The 17,383-nt window shown below is 37.5% G+C and carries 15 protein-coding genes; 11 read left to right on the top strand and 4 right to left on the bottom strand.

Annotated features, from left to right (window positions below):
• The first annotated feature begins 15 nt into the window (after nucleotides 1–15).
• From FHG85_RS02935 to corA, 8 genes are all read left to right on the top strand, one after another.
• Nucleotides 16–531 (top strand): shikimate kinase, encoded by a 516-nt coding sequence (locus FHG85_RS02935; RefSeq protein WP_173072849.1) that lies wholly within the window; start codon nucleotides 16–18, stop codon nucleotides 529–531.
• Nucleotides 532–555: 24 nt separating this feature from the next.
• Nucleotides 556–1,866 (top strand): lytic transglycosylase domain-containing protein, encoded by a 1,311-nt coding sequence (locus FHG85_RS02930; RefSeq protein WP_173072847.1) that lies wholly within the window; start codon nucleotides 556–558, stop codon nucleotides 1,864–1,866.
• Between the two features lie 124 nt (nucleotides 1,867–1,990).
• Nucleotides 1,991–2,533 (top strand): hypothetical protein, encoded by a 543-nt coding sequence (locus FHG85_RS02925; RefSeq protein ID WP_173072845.1) that lies wholly within the window; start codon nucleotides 1,991–1,993, stop codon nucleotides 2,531–2,533.
• 37 nt (nucleotides 2,534–2,570) lie between these two features.
• Nucleotides 2,571–4,979 (top strand): T9SS type A sorting domain-containing protein, encoded by a 2,409-nt coding sequence (locus FHG85_RS02920; RefSeq protein WP_173072843.1) that lies wholly within the window; start codon nucleotides 2,571–2,573, stop codon nucleotides 4,977–4,979.
• A 53-nt stretch (nucleotides 4,980–5,032) separates the two neighbouring features.
• Nucleotides 5,033–5,581 carry a DUF3575 domain-containing protein gene (locus FHG85_RS02915; protein ID WP_173072841.1) on the top strand — a complete coding sequence of 183 codons (549 nt, stop codon included), beginning with the start codon at nucleotides 5,033–5,035 and terminating at the stop codon, nucleotides 5,579–5,581.
• 209 nt (nucleotides 5,582–5,790) lie between these two features.
• The gene (locus tag FHG85_RS02910) at nucleotides 5,791–6,627 is read left to right on the top strand and encodes a carcinine hydrolase/isopenicillin-N N-acyltransferase family protein (protein ID WP_173072839.1); all 837 of its coding nucleotides are present in this window, start codon (nucleotides 5,791–5,793) and stop codon (nucleotides 6,625–6,627) included.
• A gap of 456 nt (nucleotides 6,628–7,083) precedes the next feature.
• Nucleotides 7,084–8,493: a 4Fe-4S binding protein gene (locus tag FHG85_RS02905; protein WP_173072837.1), complete on the top strand. Its 1,410-nt coding sequence runs from the start codon at nucleotides 7,084–7,086 to the stop codon at nucleotides 8,491–8,493.
• Nucleotides 8,494–8,719: 226 nt separating this feature from the next.
• Entirely contained in the window at nucleotides 8,720–9,784 is a 1,065-nt protein-coding gene (gene corA / locus FHG85_RS02900) for a magnesium/cobalt transporter CorA (RefSeq protein ID WP_173072835.1), read from the top strand.
• Nucleotides 9,785–9,823: 39 nt separating this feature from the next.
• On the opposite strand, the gene ispE is transcribed toward corA, so the two are convergent.
• A complete protein-coding gene (gene ispE / locus FHG85_RS02895) occupies nucleotides 9,824–10,660 on the bottom strand; it encodes a 4-(cytidine 5'-diphospho)-2-C-methyl-D-erythritol kinase (RefSeq protein ID WP_246249256.1) in 837 nt (278 codons plus the stop codon).
• Nucleotides 10,661–10,803: 143 nt separating this feature from the next.
• Here ispE and FHG85_RS02890 point away from each other — a divergent pair, with 143 nt between their 5' ends.
• From FHG85_RS02890 to FHG85_RS02880, 3 genes are all read left to right on the top strand, one after another.
• The gene (locus FHG85_RS02890; RefSeq protein ID WP_173072833.1) at nucleotides 10,804–11,463 is read left to right on the top strand and encodes a porin family protein; all 660 of its coding nucleotides are present in this window, start codon (nucleotides 10,804–10,806) and stop codon (nucleotides 11,461–11,463) included.
• Nucleotides 11,464–11,474: 11 nt separating this feature from the next.
• Complete coding sequence (locus tag FHG85_RS02885) at nucleotides 11,475–13,139, top strand: NAD+ synthase (RefSeq protein WP_173072831.1); 1,665 nt, start codon at nucleotides 11,475–11,477, stop codon at nucleotides 13,137–13,139.
• A 95-nt stretch (nucleotides 13,140–13,234) separates the two neighbouring features.
• Nucleotides 13,235–13,942 (top strand): Crp/Fnr family transcriptional regulator, encoded by a 708-nt coding sequence (locus FHG85_RS02880; RefSeq protein ID WP_173072829.1) that lies wholly within the window; start codon nucleotides 13,235–13,237, stop codon nucleotides 13,940–13,942.
• 1 nt (nucleotide 13,943) lies between these two features.
• On the opposite strand, the gene FHG85_RS02875 is transcribed toward FHG85_RS02880, so the two are convergent.
• The 3 genes from FHG85_RS02875 to FHG85_RS02865 are packed head-to-tail and all read right to left on the bottom strand — an operon-like array spanning nucleotide 13,944 to nucleotide 17,368.
• Nucleotides 13,944–16,412 (bottom strand): bifunctional UDP-N-acetylmuramoyl-tripeptide:D-alanyl-D-alanine ligase/alanine racemase, encoded by a 2,469-nt coding sequence (locus FHG85_RS02875; RefSeq protein WP_173072827.1) that lies wholly within the window; start codon nucleotides 16,410–16,412, stop codon nucleotides 13,944–13,946.
• A gap of 49 nt (nucleotides 16,413–16,461) precedes the next feature.
• Nucleotides 16,462–16,884: a DUF3592 domain-containing protein gene (locus tag FHG85_RS02870; protein WP_173072825.1), complete on the bottom strand. Its 423-nt coding sequence runs from the start codon at nucleotides 16,882–16,884 to the stop codon at nucleotides 16,462–16,464.
• Between the two features lie 25 nt (nucleotides 16,885–16,909).
• Nucleotides 16,910–17,368 carry a DUF2914 domain-containing protein gene (locus tag FHG85_RS02865; RefSeq protein ID WP_173072823.1) on the bottom strand — a complete coding sequence of 153 codons (459 nt, stop codon included), beginning with the start codon at nucleotides 17,366–17,368 and terminating at the stop codon, nucleotides 16,910–16,912.
• Nucleotides 17,369–17,383: the final 15 nt, after the last annotated feature.

Here is a 17,383-nt window from a genome sequence, read left to right as displayed (position 1 = left end):
TAAAAATTAGAGCTAATGAAGATATTCCTTATAGGATTTATGGGCAGCGGAAAGTCAACAGTAGGTGTTGATTTAGCTCATATTTTAGGATACAGGTTTATCGATCTTGATGAATATATTGAACAAAAACACAATTTAAGCATAAAGTTAATTTTTGAGACCAAAGGAGAAGACTATTTTAGGATGATAGAAAACGAAACGTTAAAGGAGGTATGTTCATTTGAAGGCGATTTTGTTATTTCTTCAGGTGGAGGCACTTCGTGCTTTTATAATAATATCGATTACATGAATAGAAACGGAATAACCGTCTACCTAAGGGCCGAAGTTTCAACGTTAGTTGCTAGACTTATTGAATCGAAAGTTGACAGACCATTACTTTGGGGAAAAACAAAGGATGAACTCAACGAGTATATAATTCGGGTGCTAAACGAGCGAAAAAAATATTACGAAAAAGCACAAGTAATTATTGATGCCGATAACGCCAACCCTAAGGATCTTGCTCAACTCATTATTTCCACTGTGAATATTTAACCCTACTATTAACACAAACTGGTTATGAAGAAAAATTTAAAACTAATCATATTTTCAATTCTTATCTCAAATATAGTTCCTGCTCAGAATCCAAAGTTAGAAAATGACACGGTATTTGATAAACAGCAGATAGAGAAAATGGATAGTCTGCTGTATCAATGGTACATACAACAACCCAATGAAGACAATAGCCTAATTGTTGATGTTGATGATGATACGTTAGGAGTTAATGAAACACAAGATTCATTCTATATTAAACGTTTGCAAAGTATTAACTCATTCATTAATCTACCATATAACCATATAGTTCGAAATTTCATTAAAGCATACACCGAGAAAAAACGCGATAGAGTTGAAGTAATGCTTGGTTTAACCGAGTACTACTTCCCCATAATTGAAGAAATACTAGATTTGTATCAGCTGCCACAGGAGTTGAGATTTCTCCCTATCATTGAATCAGGGCTTAACCCAAGAGCCGTTTCAAGAGCAGGTGCTGTAGGACTATGGCAGTTTATGTATGGCACAGGGAGAATGTATAATCTTACCATTAACTCCTTTATCGATGAGCGGCTCGACCCCATTGCATCGACACATGCAGCCTGTAAATTCCTTAAAGACCTCTACTCAATTTATGGAGACTGGACCTTGGTGATTGCTGCATACAACTGCGGTCCTGGTAATGTTAACAAAGCAATTCGTCGATCTGGGGGTAAAAGAAATTACTGGGATATATATTACTATCTCCCTCGAGAAACTCGTGGCTATGTGCCAGCATTCATTGCCGCCAACTACACCTACTATTTTTACAAGGAACATAATATAATTCCTCAACCTATAACCTACCCTCCTGCTACTGATACTATTATGGTAAACGACATGCTTCACCTAAAGCAGGTTGCGGAAGTACTAGACTACCCCATTGAGCTGCTTCGTGATTTAAATCCCCAATACAAAGTAGATATCATACCAGCAAAAGGACGGTCTTTTGTTCTTCGTCTGCCTAAAGAACTGGTTGGGCCTTACATCGATAAAGAAAAAGAGATTTTTGCCTACAAGGATAGTATCTTCTTCAACAAGAAAGTGCTAGCCGATCCTGCAAAGTATCTAAAATCGTACAGATACTATGTCCCTCCAGGTTCGGTTCGTTATGTCTATAGGGTAAAAAAAGGAGACGTTCTAGGAAAAATAGCCGAAAGGTATAATGTTTCTGTTCGACAGCTCAGGCAATGGAATAGGTTGCGGGGTAATTTGATTAGAATAGGGCAACGACTAGTCATCTATGTACCTGAAAGAACTGCTCAGCGTTTAGGCATTGCTAGAGATAAAAAATCCTAGTGTCGTTTATCGACAATTATATGCATTTTAGCAAACAATTCCTGTAGTTTGTCCGTTTATTGTAAAATGGGCAGTTATTTTGCTCATACTTTTTGTTTCTTTGTAAAAATTTGAACAGAAACTCATGAAGTTTGCATTAAAACTAGCTCTAGCAATATTTACTGTTTATTCCTGCTCAGTTCAAAAACGGAATATAACAACCAGTGCTGCTAAAAGTAATTCTCTAATTCCTTTTGTGGAGTATTTTGTTACATCAGAGGGAGAAGTACTATCTGGAAAATCATTTCCTGGCCGCAGGATTGACTCTCCAGGATATAGTTACAATCCTGATAATCAACATCTAGAGTTGTACCGAAATAGTATTTCCGATTCAACAGGTATAAAATTATTCCTTGGAATTGGTCGTGTGTTAAAAGGAGTTTCAGGCAGGGGAGTTTCTAGCTTTATCAAAGAAGTAAAGAACTTTCCATATAAGCATGAAGAACTTATAATTGAAAGCTATTCCGATTCAACGTTAAAGTTTACTCTAAAGGACAAATCTTTCAAATTAAAGCCGAAGGAAAGTTTTACATACACCGAGTCAAAGATAGACTCTTTGCCAAATAATACAATCGTTAAAACTACCACCAAGTGGAAAGTAGATTTTAGAGGTTTTGTAAAAAAATAGTTACCCAGGTATTAGTAAGTAATCAATTTAAATGAAAATGAAAAGATTATTAAAACAAGCAATTTACACATTGCTAATTGGGATTATTCCATTAGTATCCAATGGAGTACCCAAAAAATTTGTTCCTACAGTTATTCACCAGCCCGATGGAACTAAGATTGAATGTTATGCCAGTGGTGATGAGTTTCACAACTGGTTACACGATGCAAATGGTTACACCATTATCCAGCATCCTCAAACTGGTTACTATGTTTACGCTCAAAAAATAGATGGTCGTTTGGTTCCAAGCGATCTCATCGTAGGAAAGGATAAACCATCAGCATCCAAAGGGATTGAGCCCTACTTAAATATTTCGCGCAAAGAATACCTTGCCAAGAGGAAAAGATTTCAAGTAAACAACCATTATCAGCTGCTTAATCCAGCTAAAGGGCAAAAAAATGGAATAGCCCCTCTTAATAGCAAAGCGCAAACGGTAATGAACAACATTGTTGTTTTTATTCAATTTGCTGATGATAACATTACCGATGAACCACTTAGCTTCTACGAAAACATATACAATGGCGCAGTCAGCTCTGTAAATGATTACTACAGCAGCGTATCATATGATAAATTCACGGTTTCCTCATCATTTTATCCAACCCCTTCAAATAATCTTATTGTTTGGTTTACCGACACCCATAATAGAAACTATTATAGGCCCTACAACGCCACAACCAACACCGAAGGGTACGATCCAGACATGGACGACTACACCAATGAGGCTAGTAAAACATATAGAGAGCACACATTACTTAAAACAGCCATTGATTCAATTGCAAAATACGTCCCATCAGATTTGAATATCGATATAAACAATGATGGTTACATCGATGTTGTTTCATTTATTCTTGCTGGCGAGAATGACGGATGGAATGATTTGCTTTGGCCACACCAATGGAGTTTGTGGTCAAAAAAAGCTTACATTAACGGGAAACAGGTTGGGGATTATACCTTACAACTCCAATACTTTGGCAATAATAGAATTGATTTAGGAACTCTATGCCATGAAATGTTCCACGCTGTTGGCGCTCCAGACCTATACCATTATGATGATAATTTAAATCGTTCAACTGTTGGTGTATGGGATATTATGGAAGGGACCAGGGATGAACCTCAAAATATGGGGGCATATATGAAGTATCTTTATGGTGGCTGGATTGATGAAATACCAGAGATTACACAAACTGGTACCTATACCCTAAACCCATTATCTACTTCTGCAACCGGGAATGTTTATAAAATACCATCACCCAATAGCTATACCGAGTACTTTGTGGTTGAATATCGAAAACGCGAAGCTTACGATGCTTCTCTACCAGGCGATGGCATGTTGGTTTATCGCATTAACTCTGTTTTAGAAGGGAAAGGCAACGCCGATGGTCCCCCTGATGAAGTATACCTATATAGACCAGGAGGTACATTAGTGGTAAACGGAAGCATTAACGATGCTACCTTTAATGCTAGCTACAATAGAACCCAAATTAATGATCAAACCGACCCCAAAAGTTTTCTTTCCAACGGAACAGACGGCGGGCTTAACATCTCTAATGTTTCTGCGGCTTCTTCAACCATTTCATTTAACGCTACTATAGACTTTGACCCATGGGTTGTACTTAAAAATGATAATGGTTATGGAACAGCCATTGGTAATGGTTCCACTACCTTGACAGCAGCTACCCGCTTTACAACTGATGATCTTACTAATGTAGTAGGTAAATATATTAACAAGATTGATTTTTACATCAAAAGCGATAATGGAACTAGATTAACCTCCAATGAAATTGTAAAGGTATGGGAAGGCGGTACCTTTGGTGACCCTGGGACTCTTATATATGAAAAAAACGTTTCAAATGAGGTAAAACTGGACCAATGGACTTCGCACCAGCTAGACAGCTCCATCACCATTAAACCCAACAAAGAGTACTGGGTAGGATATTCAGCAACAGCATCGTCGGGTTATCCTTTTGCTACAGATCGCGGCCCATATGTAGCTGGTAAAGGTGGATGGATACTGGAAGGCTCTCAGTGGAATCAATTGTCAGACTATAATCTAAACTATAACTTCCTTATAAGAGCTATAGTTAATGGTGAAAAAATTGCTACCGGTATAGACACGAGCCCAAGTGATAATGTAAATATTTCGGCTTACCCAAATCCTGTAACTTCTGAAACCAACGTAACAATATCCGGTTTAGAGCAGGTAGGAATGGTTAATGTAAGTATCTATAACATGCTTGGTCAGCAAATAAAAGAAATTGTTAATTCACCAGTTGTTCAAGGTCAAAATACCATTAAACTCGACCTAGCTGATTTATCTAAAGGTGTTTACATTGTTAAAGTGGACCTACACAATGGCGGCAACACAACAATTTTAGCATCGAAAAAAATCAAAATAACAAAATTCTAATTTTTGGCACGCTATTTGAAAGTTAACCAGCGTTAACTTAAAATAATTTAAAAATGAAAAAGTTTTTATCTGTTTTGCTAGTTGCTTTGTTTGCTGTTCCAGCAATTGCTCAAGACAAACCTGCTGTGTCGGAAGAGCCTAATGTTATTAAGGTCAACACGCTAAGTCTTTTAGTTGGAACAGGTTCTGTTTTTTATGAACGCAAGCTCTCTGATAACATGTCTGGGCAGCTTGGAGTAGCTTATTTAAGTTATAAAATAGGTGATTCAAAATTCTCTGGTTTAATTCTTACACCAGAAGCAAGATTCTATCCTAAGCAAAATGCGATTGATGGATTCTACCTCGCCCCTTACGTTCGTTACCAAAACTTCTCTTTAGAAAATACCGAATCGAATGATAAGGGTACTTACACCAATTTCGGTGGAGGTCTTTTGTTTGGACGTCAATGGATTACAAATTCTGGTTTTACCATGGATCTGTTTTTTGGTGGACACTATAGCAAAGGAAGCGTTGATGTTGAATCAGGTACCGATTCTTTTGACGTGGGTAAATTTGAAGGCTTTGGCCTTCGAGTAGGATTTGCTATTGGTTTCGCTTTTTAAATCCTAATAAAATATGTTTCTGTTAACCGCTAGCCTTTTGCTAGCGGTTTTCTCATTTATTCGAGCTATTAAGGGCTACCTTTCTTCAATTAAAACCAAACCCAAAGGGCTTCGAAACAAATATAAAATGTAATTTTAATAGCTAATTCAAACCTTGACGAACCCTTTATCTTTCTTTCTGACTGAAACTACAATAAATCCTTTTACGAATGAAAACTACCAGTCAAATACTTACTACAGCTATAATTGGTCTGTTATCTTACACCTCTTCCCTTGCCTGTTCTGTGCTTTACTACATCGATTCCAAAACAGGAAAAATCTATGTGGTGAATAGCGAGGATTACTGGTTAGATGTTGAAGCATATATTCAAATTGAGCCAAGATCGAGGAACAAGTTTGCACGTTTATGGTATGGTTGGAATGATTTTGCGCAAGGAGGTGTTAACGAAAAAGGGCTTTTCTTTGATGCTGCTAATACTCCTGAACAGGAACGCATTAAGGGGTATGGGAACCCTAAAAATAACCTTGGCGATAAGCTATTAGCTAATTGCTCTACTGTTGAAGAGGCTTTGGAATACTTAGAAAAAAAGCACATTGCATTAAACAATAGCCACATGATGTTTGGCGATAGAACAGGAAAAGCCGTTGTGGTGGAATGGGTTGATGGGGAACGAAAGTTGCACTGGCTAAAGGGAAATAAACTCATTATGACTAACTTTTTGCTATCGAATCCCGAGGCAGGAAACTATCCCTGTTACAGGTATAATAGCATTGCTGAAAGAATCACAGAAATGGAGAATAGCGGTGAGGAAATTAACCTGCTTAAGGTAGGAAATACTTTTGGGCAGGCCGTTCAACCACCAAGAAAAAATCAAGAGGGACGTTTAGGAGGTACCGTTTACGTATCGTTCATTAACATTACCGATAGCATATTCTACCTATCCTATAAGCTAAGCAACAAAAATGTTATTAAACTCGATTTGAAAAACGAATTTGGGAAAACAAAACGGAAAAAAATCCGGTTAGAGCAGTTTTTTAAGAATTAGCTAGGCTTTTACTTGCTTTCATCGATTTGTGCCATATATCTGTAATTTTTCCTAGACGTACCCCAATAAAATTGGGTTATGGAAAAATCATTTCCGTAGAATAATATTTGGCCTCAGACAAAACCGTAAGCTTAAAGAAAACATGATTTATATCCCTAGAAGGCATCAGTAAAGAACATTTATTTACTAATTTCTTGATATTCAAATATGTTAATCTGATCGGCGGGGCAGAATTTGATGTCATCAACAATTTCAATCCTTTTATCATTTTAACATTTAACATGCGATTAAGAAATTATCAGTTATATTTATATTTTTACTTTTAACAATTAATACTTCGTTGTTGAATGTATAAGATTTATTTTAACTGATGGTGATATCTAACTAATTTTATAGTAACATAAGGACACTCCAAAACAGAGAATGGTAATTATAGTAAAATCAAAAAATTAAGCCATGCTGAACAAATTCAACAAGTTATTAGATAAGAATTACTTCCCGATTGTATTAAAGTACTTCTCATTAGCAGCATTAGTAATGCTGGTTGTTTTAGGATTTTCGGCAAGTTCCTCAGATCCTGTTTTTTTGAAACAACTCCGGAATACCAACCTGGGGAACCTGATTGTATGGTCATACTGGTGGCCTGCCATAATTATTCTTGCTATTTTTTTTGGACGAGTTTGGTGCATGGTTTGTCCGGTTGAGCTAATAACAACCGCTTTCTCAAAAATTGGTCTTAAACGCAAACGGCCCAGATGGTTACTATCGGGCTGGATAATTACAGTATTCTATTTATTGATTCTTTTTGTTGGCATACAAGTTTTTGCCATTCATCGCAACCCAACATTTATGGCACTTTACCTTTTGACTATAGTTGCTATTTCGGTACTTGTTGGTGCAATCTTTGAGAAAAACACTTTTTGCCGTTATGTGTGTCCGGTTGGATACCTTTTGGGTTTGTACTCAAAACTATCCTTTTTGGGTTGGCGAGTGAAAGATAAAGGCATATGCGATAGCTGTACTGACAAGTCCTGTATAAGTAAAAATTATCAGTACAACCTGAATGTAAAAAGTTGCGGTGTCGATTTGTATCCTGCAAATATTTCCGATAACTCCAATTGCATACTATGTGGAGGATGTTTAAAAGCTTGCAGCAGGTATCAAACACAGAAAAATGTAAATCGGCCAAACCCACAACTAACCTATACTGGTTTTGCCAACGACCTATTCAAGTTAAAGCCTCTGAAACTTCCTGAAATGGTTTTTGTGCTGGTTATTTCGGGTTTTGTTATTTCTGAGATTTGGTCGGAATGGAAGGTAACCGATTCAATTTTAAACTTCTTGCCACATTTGTTACTAAAACATTTAGCATTATCGCCGACAGCCAACGGGTTGTTTAGTGGGATTATACTTTTCGGACTAATCCCATTATTAATCTGGTATTTACCATACCTAATAGCTAAAATATCGGGATTCACCTTAAAATTAAAGAATTACCTGTTGAATTATGGCCTGGCATTCATCCCAATTATTGCTTCAGCTCATCTTTCAAAGGCTATTTTAAAAACCACATCTCGTTTGCCATACTTCAAATACTTGTCGTCTGATATAACCGGTAAAATCACTGCTAATCAAATTGTAGCAGGTGATATCATCTTAAACCCAACTCCTGTTTGGTTAAATATACTGATTTCGGTTTTATTAACCCTTGTTGTAATAGGTGGAATTTGGTTGAGCGTTGCGGTTGTTAAAAGGTTGAACTACAGGTTTAACATTAAATATTCAAGTAACGCAATGTTCCTTATACCAATAGTTTATGGAGGCATTTTCCTTTTTATGATATTAGCTTGGCGGTGGATATTTTAAAAAAGTTTGCCTCCAGTATTAAGGAAAATTGCTAATAACCAAAATTTAAAAACTTCGATTAATGGTTTTGCTGGGTGAAAAGTAAAAGATTCAATTCCTAATAAAAGCAAAATTGCATTCGGGTTTGCTATATTAATACATCATGGATTTGTAAAAGTTTATTGGAGTTGAGTATTAACCTGTTTTTATTAAAATATTAACCTAAAATAGTTTAAACTGACTTATAATGGAACAATTAAAATTTAAAAATATAGCCCATAAAAAAGGGCAACCACCAGGAACCTTAATTTATACCGGAAACAAAACCGACGATTATGAAATAGCTGTAATTAATTATAATTCTGAAGAATATTGTGAGCATGAACTTAATGATATTGAGGAATGCTTACCATTCATAGATTCCCCAAAAGTCTCATGGATAAATATAGTTGGCTTGCACAAAGTTGATGTGATTGAGAAAATTGGCAGGTTCTTTAATCTGCACCTGCTTGTACTCGAAGATATTCTTAATGTGAACCAACGGCCTAAGGTTGAGTATTCTGATGAATACCTGTTTGTTGTCTTACGAATGCTCACTTACAATGAGCTTTCACACCAAGTAGATTCTGAACAGGTTAGTATGGTTCTTGGAAAAAATTTTGTGTTTACTTTCCAAGAGAGAAAGGTCGATGTTTTTGAACCAATTCGCCATAGAATAAGGAATAAGACGGGGCTGATAGTAAAAAACAAAGCCGATTACCTGCTTTACGCATTAATCGATATTATTGTCGATAACTATTTTGTAATACTCGAAAAAATTGGGGAAGAGGTTGAGATTCTGGAGGAAGACGTATTGCTAAATCCTTCACAAGAAGTTGTTCATACCATTCATCGATTAAAGAGAAATCTTTTGGAGCTAAGAAAATCAATTTGGCCACTCAGAGAGGTACTTAATGTTTTGAATAAAGATGAAACAAGCGTAATCAATAGGAATACCGCAATCTATTTCAGAGATATTCACGACCATACCATTCAGGTTATTGATATAGTTGAGACATTAAGGGATATGGTAGCCGGCTTATTGGATGTATATCTTTCAAGCGTAAGTAATAGAATGAATGAAATAATGAAGGTCTTAACCATTATAGCAACCATATTTATTCCGCTTACTTTTATTGCAGGGGTCTATGGCATGAACTTTAAATACATGCCCGAACTTAATTGGAGGTTTGGGTATCCTATGAGTGTGGCCTTGATGCTTATAGTGGGTATTCTGATGGTTATTTACTTCAGAAGAAAAAAATGGCTATAATGGCCTTTTGAATTCTAAGTAAAAAATATTCTTAAACATTTACATCAACGATACATGCGTGAAATATGCTTTAAAGTCATCCGGAACAGAAGGTTTGGTTTGAAATATCCCAAAAACAGTAGAGCCGCTACCTGACATTGAGGCATAAACAGCCCCCATACTATAAAGTTCGTTTTTAATATTCATAATCTTAGGGTGTTTTACAAACACAGTTCTTTCAAAATCGTTGCTAAGCAGCTCATTCCATTTTGCAATAGGTTCACCAATTAAAGTTTCTAAAGAAGACTCCCATTTTTGTGGGATACAACCCTCATAAGCCTCCTTTGTGCCAACATGAATTCCAGGATTTACAAGTAATATCCAATAGCCCGATAGCTCAAAGCTGACTTCTTGAAGTTTATCGCCACGTCCCTTCCCTATTGCGGGCCGATTAAGTAAGAAGAAAGGACAATCGCTACCCAGCTGTAGTGCAAGGTTTGCCAGCTGAACTTTGTCGAGAGGCCTATCAAGCAACTGGTTTAATGCTAGCAGCGTGAAAGCAGCATCGGCAGAGCCGCCACCTAAACCCGCTCCCATTGGAATCATCTTATGCAGGTGCATTTTAACACGAGGAAGCCCGTACTTATCAGCAAGTAATTTGTAGGCTTTTACGCATAGATTAGCATCTGGCTGGTCGTCAATTTGAATTCCGCTTTGAGAAAACTCAATCGAATTTAGTTTGCCATCAACGGCAATTATTTCTAAAATATCGGTTAATCCTCTTACTGGATAAAACAGGGTTTCAATATCATGAAAACCATCGTCGCGACGACTAACAATGTTTAAACCGATATTTATTTTAGCATTGGGATAGTATATCATCTTTCCTTTAATCAAATTCAATCCAAAGTTACAAAAGAAGAGCTAATGCATACCAACAACAAGAGACATAAATACTGGCATATGTATTATCATTTTTTAAGCATTAGCGATAAAAAAATAATGGTTACTTTTGTAAAAATAGCAAAAGGTAAAGAAAGATGAAGCGTTTGTTTTTATTGCTTACTGGATTGGTTTTGTGCTTTCAGGCTGTAAAAGCGCAAAAATATAGTTTTGGCATTTTTGCCGACCCCCAAGTCTCGTGGTTTACCTCCGACACTAAAAAGTACGACCCCAATGGTGCAGTATCGGGATTCAACATTGGATTTTCTTCGGAACGTTTTTTTGCTCAACGCTACTCATTCCTCTCTGGATTGTCGATTAACAACCTTGGCGGGAATATCCGTTTTACTCAATCGACCTATACACTTAAAACTGTCGATAGCACCTATACCATTGAAGTAGGGAAAAATATTAAATATAAATCGCAGTACTTAACTCTTCCATTAGGTTTTAAATTTAGAACGAATCAGATAGGCTACACCACCTTTTTTGCCAACCTTGGCATAAGCGGAAGTTTAAGAATTAGGAGTCATGTTTGGAGTACAGATTATCAGGTTGATCGGGAAACCACAAAAACCGATGTGGCATGGGGATTTGCTTCATATTTTATAGGAGTAGGAGGAGAATACTCCCTAGGAGGTGAGAGCGCCTTACAGTTTGGCATTATTTGGACCGACGGTTTAACTTCCATACTTGAATACCCCGCCTCAACCATTACTTCGCAAAGCCTTTCCCTTAAAATTGGTGTCATTTTTTAAAAATTTGTAAGATGAAGATTGCATTAGCCCAGCTAAACTATACCATTGGGCATTTTGAGCAGAATGTTGAAAAAATTGTTTCTTCTATCAATCGTGCAAAACAACAAGGTGCAAGGCTCGTGATTTTTTCTGAACTTTCAATTTGTGGCTATCCACCACACGACCTTTTAACCCATAAACATTTTGTCGACAAAAGCATACAGGCCATTAAGGATGTTGCCAAATCGTGTGTTGATATATACGCCATTGTGGGAGGGCCAAGCTATAATGAGGCGCCAACTGGGAAACTTCTGCATAACTCAGCCTACCTTTTAGGAGAAGGAAAAGTATTGGATGTATTCCATAAGACATTACTTCCTGACTACGATATTTTTGATGAATATCGCTACTTTGAACCCAACACCGAAAAGTATCGGTTGGCTGAAATTGACGGTGTTAAACTTGCCATTACCATTTGCGAGGATATTTGGGATGACCAACCCACATCCTCGGCATTCGATAGAGGACAACTTTACCGCGACGCCCCAATGAACCATCTTTCAAAACTTAATCCCGATCTAATTGTAAATATCTCGGCATCACCTTTTAGCTATAACGTTGAGGAACGTCGCTTTGAGGTTTTTAAAAACAATGTGGCACGATACTCTAAACCAGTAATCTATGTAAACCAGGTTGGAGGAAACACCGATTTGCTTTTCGATGGCGGCTCTATGGTGCTAAATGAGCAAGGTAAAATACTACATAAGCTGAAAAGTTTCTATGAGGATTTCACAATCATTGATTCTACATTTGCCAAAGGCAAAACCGTTGAGAGCATAAATCCCTTAAACGATGACAGACGCTTAGAACGAATACACGATGCATTAGTAATGGGGATTAGCGACTTCTTTCGTAAGTTAGGTTTCTCTAAAGCTACACTTGGACTATCAGGCGGTATAGATTCCGCAGTTGTTCTTGCTTTGGCCGCAAAGGCGCTCCCTGCTGAGAACCTTAGGGTATTACTTATGCCTTCGCAGTACTCATCGCAGCACTCTGTTGACGATGCGGTTCAACTTGCCAAGAAACTCAATGTTAAATACGATATTGTCCCCATACAAAACATTTTCGATACTTTTAGGAATCAGCTCCGAGATGTATTTGAGGGTAAACCCGAAGATATCACCGAAGAGAATATTCAGGCTCGTATTAGAGGAACCCTACTTATGGCACTCTCGAATAAATTTGGCCATTTGCTGCTAAATACCAGCAACAAAAGCGAGGCAGCAGTTGGATATGGTACTCTATACGGCGACATGTGTGGTGCCCTAAGTGTTCTCGGAGATGTTTACAAAACCGATGTATACAGGTTGGCTAACTTTATTAATAGGGATGATGAGATTATTCCAATAAATACCATTACTAAACCACCCTCAGCAGAATTACGTCCAGATCAAAAGGACTCGGATTCATTGCCCCCATACGATATTCTTGACCCAATACTTTTTGCGTATATTGAGCAAGGCCTTTCGGCAGAGGAAATTATAAGAAAAGGTTATGAAAGCAATACGGTTAAACGAATAATAAGGCTTGTTAATCTGAATGAGTATAAACGTTACCAATCGCCACCTATACTAAGGGTTTCGTCAAAAGCATTTGGGTATGGCAGGAAGATGCCCTTAGTAACAAAATGGAGCTAAAAAGGGCAGAAAAGAAATAAATGCAAATCTTTTTGGGTGAATTTTTGTTAAGATTATGTTAGATAACATAAAAATACGTTACATTTGAAAAAAAAATGGCCAGAAATTCATACCACATTGACATAGAAAGCGTTTTTGAAGGAGTTTGTGGTCTTTTCCCAAATCTAAAACCACAAGAAAAAGAGATTATTCGAAATAATATTACCTGCCAGTATTTCAAGAAAGGAGAAATAATCTACAAGGAAGGCGATACCCCCCAAGGGCTAGTTTGCCTTTCAAAGGGCAAGGTAAAGCTATTCAAAGAGGGTGTTGGTGGGCGTGACCAAATTGTAAGAATGGCTAAGCCAATAGGATTTATTGGCTATAGGGCTCTATTTGCAGAGGAGGACTATTCTGCCACTGCTCAAGCCCTTGAGGATAGCGTAGTATGTATTATTGAAAAAAATGCCTTTTTAGGAATTTTACGACAAAATGCAGAGCTAACTCTCCATATTCTCAAATCGGTTGCAACGGAGCTCGGTTTTTCAACAAACAGAACCGTTACTTTAACTCAAAAACATATTAGAGGACGATTAGCTGAATCGCTCATATTTCTTCGCGACACCTATGGGTTAGAAGATGATGGTATGACTATAAAAGTTTACCTATCGCGCGAAGACTTGGCGAACCTATCGAACATGACTACCTCAAACGCAATCAGGACCCTCTCGGGTTTTGCCGATGAAGGTGTTATTGAACTCGACGGTCGGAGAATTAAAATTCTTGACCACTACCGGTTAGAGCGAATAAGCGATTTAGGGTAACCTATTCCTGAAAATAAACCCTTTTCACCCTTTGCGATATTGATGTTAGCACCTCGTATTGAATGGTGCCCATTGCTTTTGCCATATCGGCAATAGTGGGCTCATTGCCAAATACGATTACTTCGTCGCCCTCTTTAACATCAACACCTGTAGCATCGAGCATGGTAGTATCCATGCTAATGTTACCAATAGTAGGAACGAGCTTTCCATTAAGCATCATTCTATAATTCCCATTTCCAAGAAGTCGCGAAAGCCCATCGGCATAGCCAACCGGAATGGTTACAACTGTTGTTGGTTTCTCAACTACGCCCCTTCGACTATAACCAATTGTTTCGCCAGGTTGAACGTACTTAACCTGTATCACCTTACTCCTTAACGTGCTTATAGGCATTAGCTTATCCTGTTGGGTTGGACTAATGCCATATAGGCCGATTCCTAAACGAACCATATCGAACTGAGCTTCGGGGAAACGCTCAATTCCACCAGTATTTAAAATATGTTTGACAGGTTTATACCCAAGGCCTTCGGAAAGTTTATCGTATACACTTGAAAATATCTCTATCTGTTGTTTTGTAAACTCATCGTGCTGGGGCTCATCGCTTGCTGCCAGATGCGAGAATATACTCTCGACTCGAACCGAATTTGTTGACTTAATTATATCTAAGAGCTCATCTACCTGGACAGGTAAAAATCCTAACCGATGCATTCCGCTATCAATTTTTAGGTGAATGCCATAGGAGCTAACCCCCACTCTATTTAGCACGGATATAAACTCTCTTAAACCAGCAAAGTTGTATATTTCAGGTTCAAGGTTAAACTCAATCATCACCTCGTAAGTACCAAAGGAAGGGTTAAGTACAATTATTGGCAAGGTAATTCCTGCTTCTCTAAGTGCAACACCTTCGTCGGTATAAGCAACTCCAAGGTAATCGACACGATGATATTGTAAAAGATTAGCAATCTCAAAGGAACCACTTCCGTATGAGAATGCCTTTACCATAGCCATAATCATCACATCAGGATTAAGCAGGCTGCGGTAGTGGTTAAGATTATGTGATATGGCATTAAGGTTGATTTCGAGTATGGTTCGATGTACCTTGCGCTCTAAAGTAGAGCATATCTGCTCAAAATGAAATTTTCTGCTACCCTTAATCAGTATTGCAGAATCGCGTAACTCCCTACGTTTCAAGTCGGCAAGGAATTCATGTGTCGATGTGTAAAAATCGGCATCAATATCAAATGCGTAATCGTATCGGCTTATTTCAGGGCCAATACCAATAAGCAAATCAACGCCTTTATCTTCTAACATCTGCGCCACCTTAGAGTAGAGCTGCTCAGGAGCATAACCGCTTTCAAGAATATCGGAAAGGATTACTACATGCTTATCATGCTGCTTTTGCTGCATTAAAAAATCGACAGCAATTGCTAGAGAGCCTAAATCGGAGTTGTAGGAGTCGTTAATTAAAGAGCATCCGTTTATACCTTCAAGCAGTTCAAGTCGCATGGCAACAGGTTGCAGGCGCTTTAGGCGCTCTTCTATATCAGAAGCCTTGTAACCCAACAGCAACATGGTTGCCACGCAATGCATCGCATTTTCGTACGATGCACCATCGATAAATGGAATTGTCAGGTTAAACTCCTGCTGTTTGTATTGAACGTGTACTTCGGTTTTAGATTCAAGTCTTTTAATGCTTCTTACTTTGATGTTTGCTTCAGGATTTTGCCCCCATGTTAACAGCTGATTATCAGCCAAAAGAGTATTCTCCCTTGCTATGGTATCAATTACTGCATGGTCCTTACAGTAAATGAGAGTGTTTACCTCTCTGAATAGCTTTAACTTTTCATTAACCTTTTCGTCAATATCATCAAAATTCTCTTGATGAGGCATTCCTATGTTTGTGAATATCCCTATTGATGGGTCAATAATAGGTTGAAGTTTAACCATTTCTCCTGGCTTAGAAATACCTGCTTCAAAAATACCCAAGTCGAAATGGTCATCCATCTGCAGAACCGATAAGGGAACCCCCACCTGTGAATTATAACTACGAGGGCTGCGAACAATCTGGTATTCATCGGATAATAGCTGATTTAGCCACTCCTTAACTATGGTTTTACCATTACTTCCGGTGATGCCTATAATAGGATATGCAAATCTATTTCGATGATAAACAGCTAACTTTTGTAGTGCTTGAAGTGTGTCATCAACTATGACAAAAGAGGCCTCAGGACAGAGAGAATAATTTACCTCATCCTTTTCTACCAGAAAAACATTTATATCGCGATACTCATAAAGCTCATAAACAAACTCATGGCCATTGTGATTTTGCCCATTGATAGCAACAAAAATCACCCTGCTCCCTGACACAGGAATTCTACTATCGGTAAGTACATTATTGACAATCCGATTAGAATCGCCAATTACTTCACCTTGAACTATCTCCGCAATCTTTGTGACTGATAAATTAATCATTAATTACTAAAATTGATTTTTGCAAGTTAGTACAACAAATTTACAAAATCTAATTATTTGTTTTAAAGGCAAAGTAAAATGCCATCCAGATTATGAATAGGATACCAGGCAAAATTGATTTCTTGCTTGCATACAAAGCGCCTAAAGTTAACAGAGTATTTTTGTTCGGGTTTTCTGTATCGTAAACAACCCATAACTCCTTTCCAATTGGGTAGTCAAAGTTTTCGGGACCAAAAAATTCAATTATCTGTCTATCTTTTGTAGCAAACTGAATAACAGGAAACTTGTCGGGTCCAAGTCCCTGTAAAATTGAGAGTTGCACATCCTCTACACCAACAACAACTCCTTTAGTGTATTCTCCCCAAATTAGTAATCGATAACGTGTGGTAATAGGCAATAGTAAAATCATTATGGTTATAAACCAGAATAGCTTCCTTGAAATTTTGAATGATATGTCAGCTTTTGACTTCAACTATTTAATTAACCTTCTATGCTGTTTATATAATTGGCAGGTTAAGTCTTTCCGAATAAAGCGATAAGTCCATCTTTGCTTCATCCAACTTTTTAAATCGCTCTAACTCACCAATTACCTTTTTGTCCTTATTCAGAAGTTCTATCTTATAATCGCCATCGGCATGGTCATAAGTTCGATTAGTTATGCTATATGTACGCCATGCTTTAGTCGACTTTTTTAATGATAAAGCCATCGATTTATCAATATCAACCCACTTACCAACTGGAAAAATTCCAAAAAACTTGATAGCGTTACGGCACCTCTTTTTATCGAAATCGACATAGGCAACGTTTGATGTAAAACCAACAAAAAGGCCTATTGATATAAAAACCAAACCTTTTAAAGAGCTGAACAGCACAACTACCCCAACAATTGCAATTATATAACCAGAAATAGTCCCAACTGGCCCAAAAATATTCTCTATTTTATTGATTTTTTGCATTTTTAAAGGGTTGGT

It is taken from the genome of Tenuifilum thalassicum (genome assembly GCF_013265555.1).
GTDB lineage: Bacteria > Bacteroidota > Bacteroidia > Bacteroidales > Tenuifilaceae > Tenuifilum > Tenuifilum thalassicum.
The sequence above is the reverse complement of the archived record's forward strand: the minus strand, read 5'-3'. Positions and strand labels throughout refer to the sequence as shown.

Bases quoted from the DNA above. Each gene is read 5' to 3' on its own strand.
- FHG85_RS02915 (WP_173072841.1), top strand. From the start codon at position 5,033: ATGAAAAAGTTTTTATCTGTTTTGCTAGTTGCTTTGTTTGCTGTTCCA.
- FHG85_RS02935 (WP_173072849.1), top strand. From the start codon at position 16: ATGAAGATATTCCTTATAGGATTTATGGGCAGCGGAAAGTCAACAGTA.
- FHG85_RS02910 (WP_173072839.1), top strand. From the start codon at position 5,791: ATGAAAACTACCAGTCAAATACTTACTACAGCTATAATTGGTCTGTTA.
- FHG85_RS02865 (WP_173072823.1), bottom strand. From the start codon at position 17,368: ATGCAAAAAATCAATAAAATAGAGAATATTTTTGGGCCAGTTGGGACT.
- FHG85_RS02905 (WP_173072837.1), top strand. From the start codon at position 7,084: ATGCTGAACAAATTCAACAAGTTATTAGATAAGAATTACTTCCCGATT.
- FHG85_RS02875 (WP_173072827.1), bottom strand. From the start codon at position 16,412: ATGATTAATTTATCAGTCACAAAGATTGCGGAGATAGTTCAAGGTGAA.
- FHG85_RS02890 (WP_173072833.1), top strand. From the start codon at position 10,804: ATGAAGCGTTTGTTTTTATTGCTTACTGGATTGGTTTTGTGCTTTCAG.
- FHG85_RS02925 (WP_173072845.1), top strand. From the start codon at position 1,991: ATGAAGTTTGCATTAAAACTAGCTCTAGCAATATTTACTGTTTATTCC.
- FHG85_RS02885 (WP_173072831.1), top strand. From the start codon at position 11,475: ATGAAGATTGCATTAGCCCAGCTAAACTATACCATTGGGCATTTTGAG.
- FHG85_RS02930 (WP_173072847.1), top strand. From the start codon at position 556: ATGAAGAAAAATTTAAAACTAATCATATTTTCAATTCTTATCTCAAAT.
- corA (WP_173072835.1), top strand. From the start codon at position 8,720: ATGGAACAATTAAAATTTAAAAATATAGCCCATAAAAAAGGGCAACCA.
- FHG85_RS02880 (WP_173072829.1), top strand. From the start codon at position 13,235: ATGGCCAGAAATTCATACCACATTGACATAGAAAGCGTTTTTGAAGGA.
- FHG85_RS02920 (WP_173072843.1), top strand. From the start codon at position 2,571: ATGAAAAGATTATTAAAACAAGCAATTTACACATTGCTAATTGGGATT.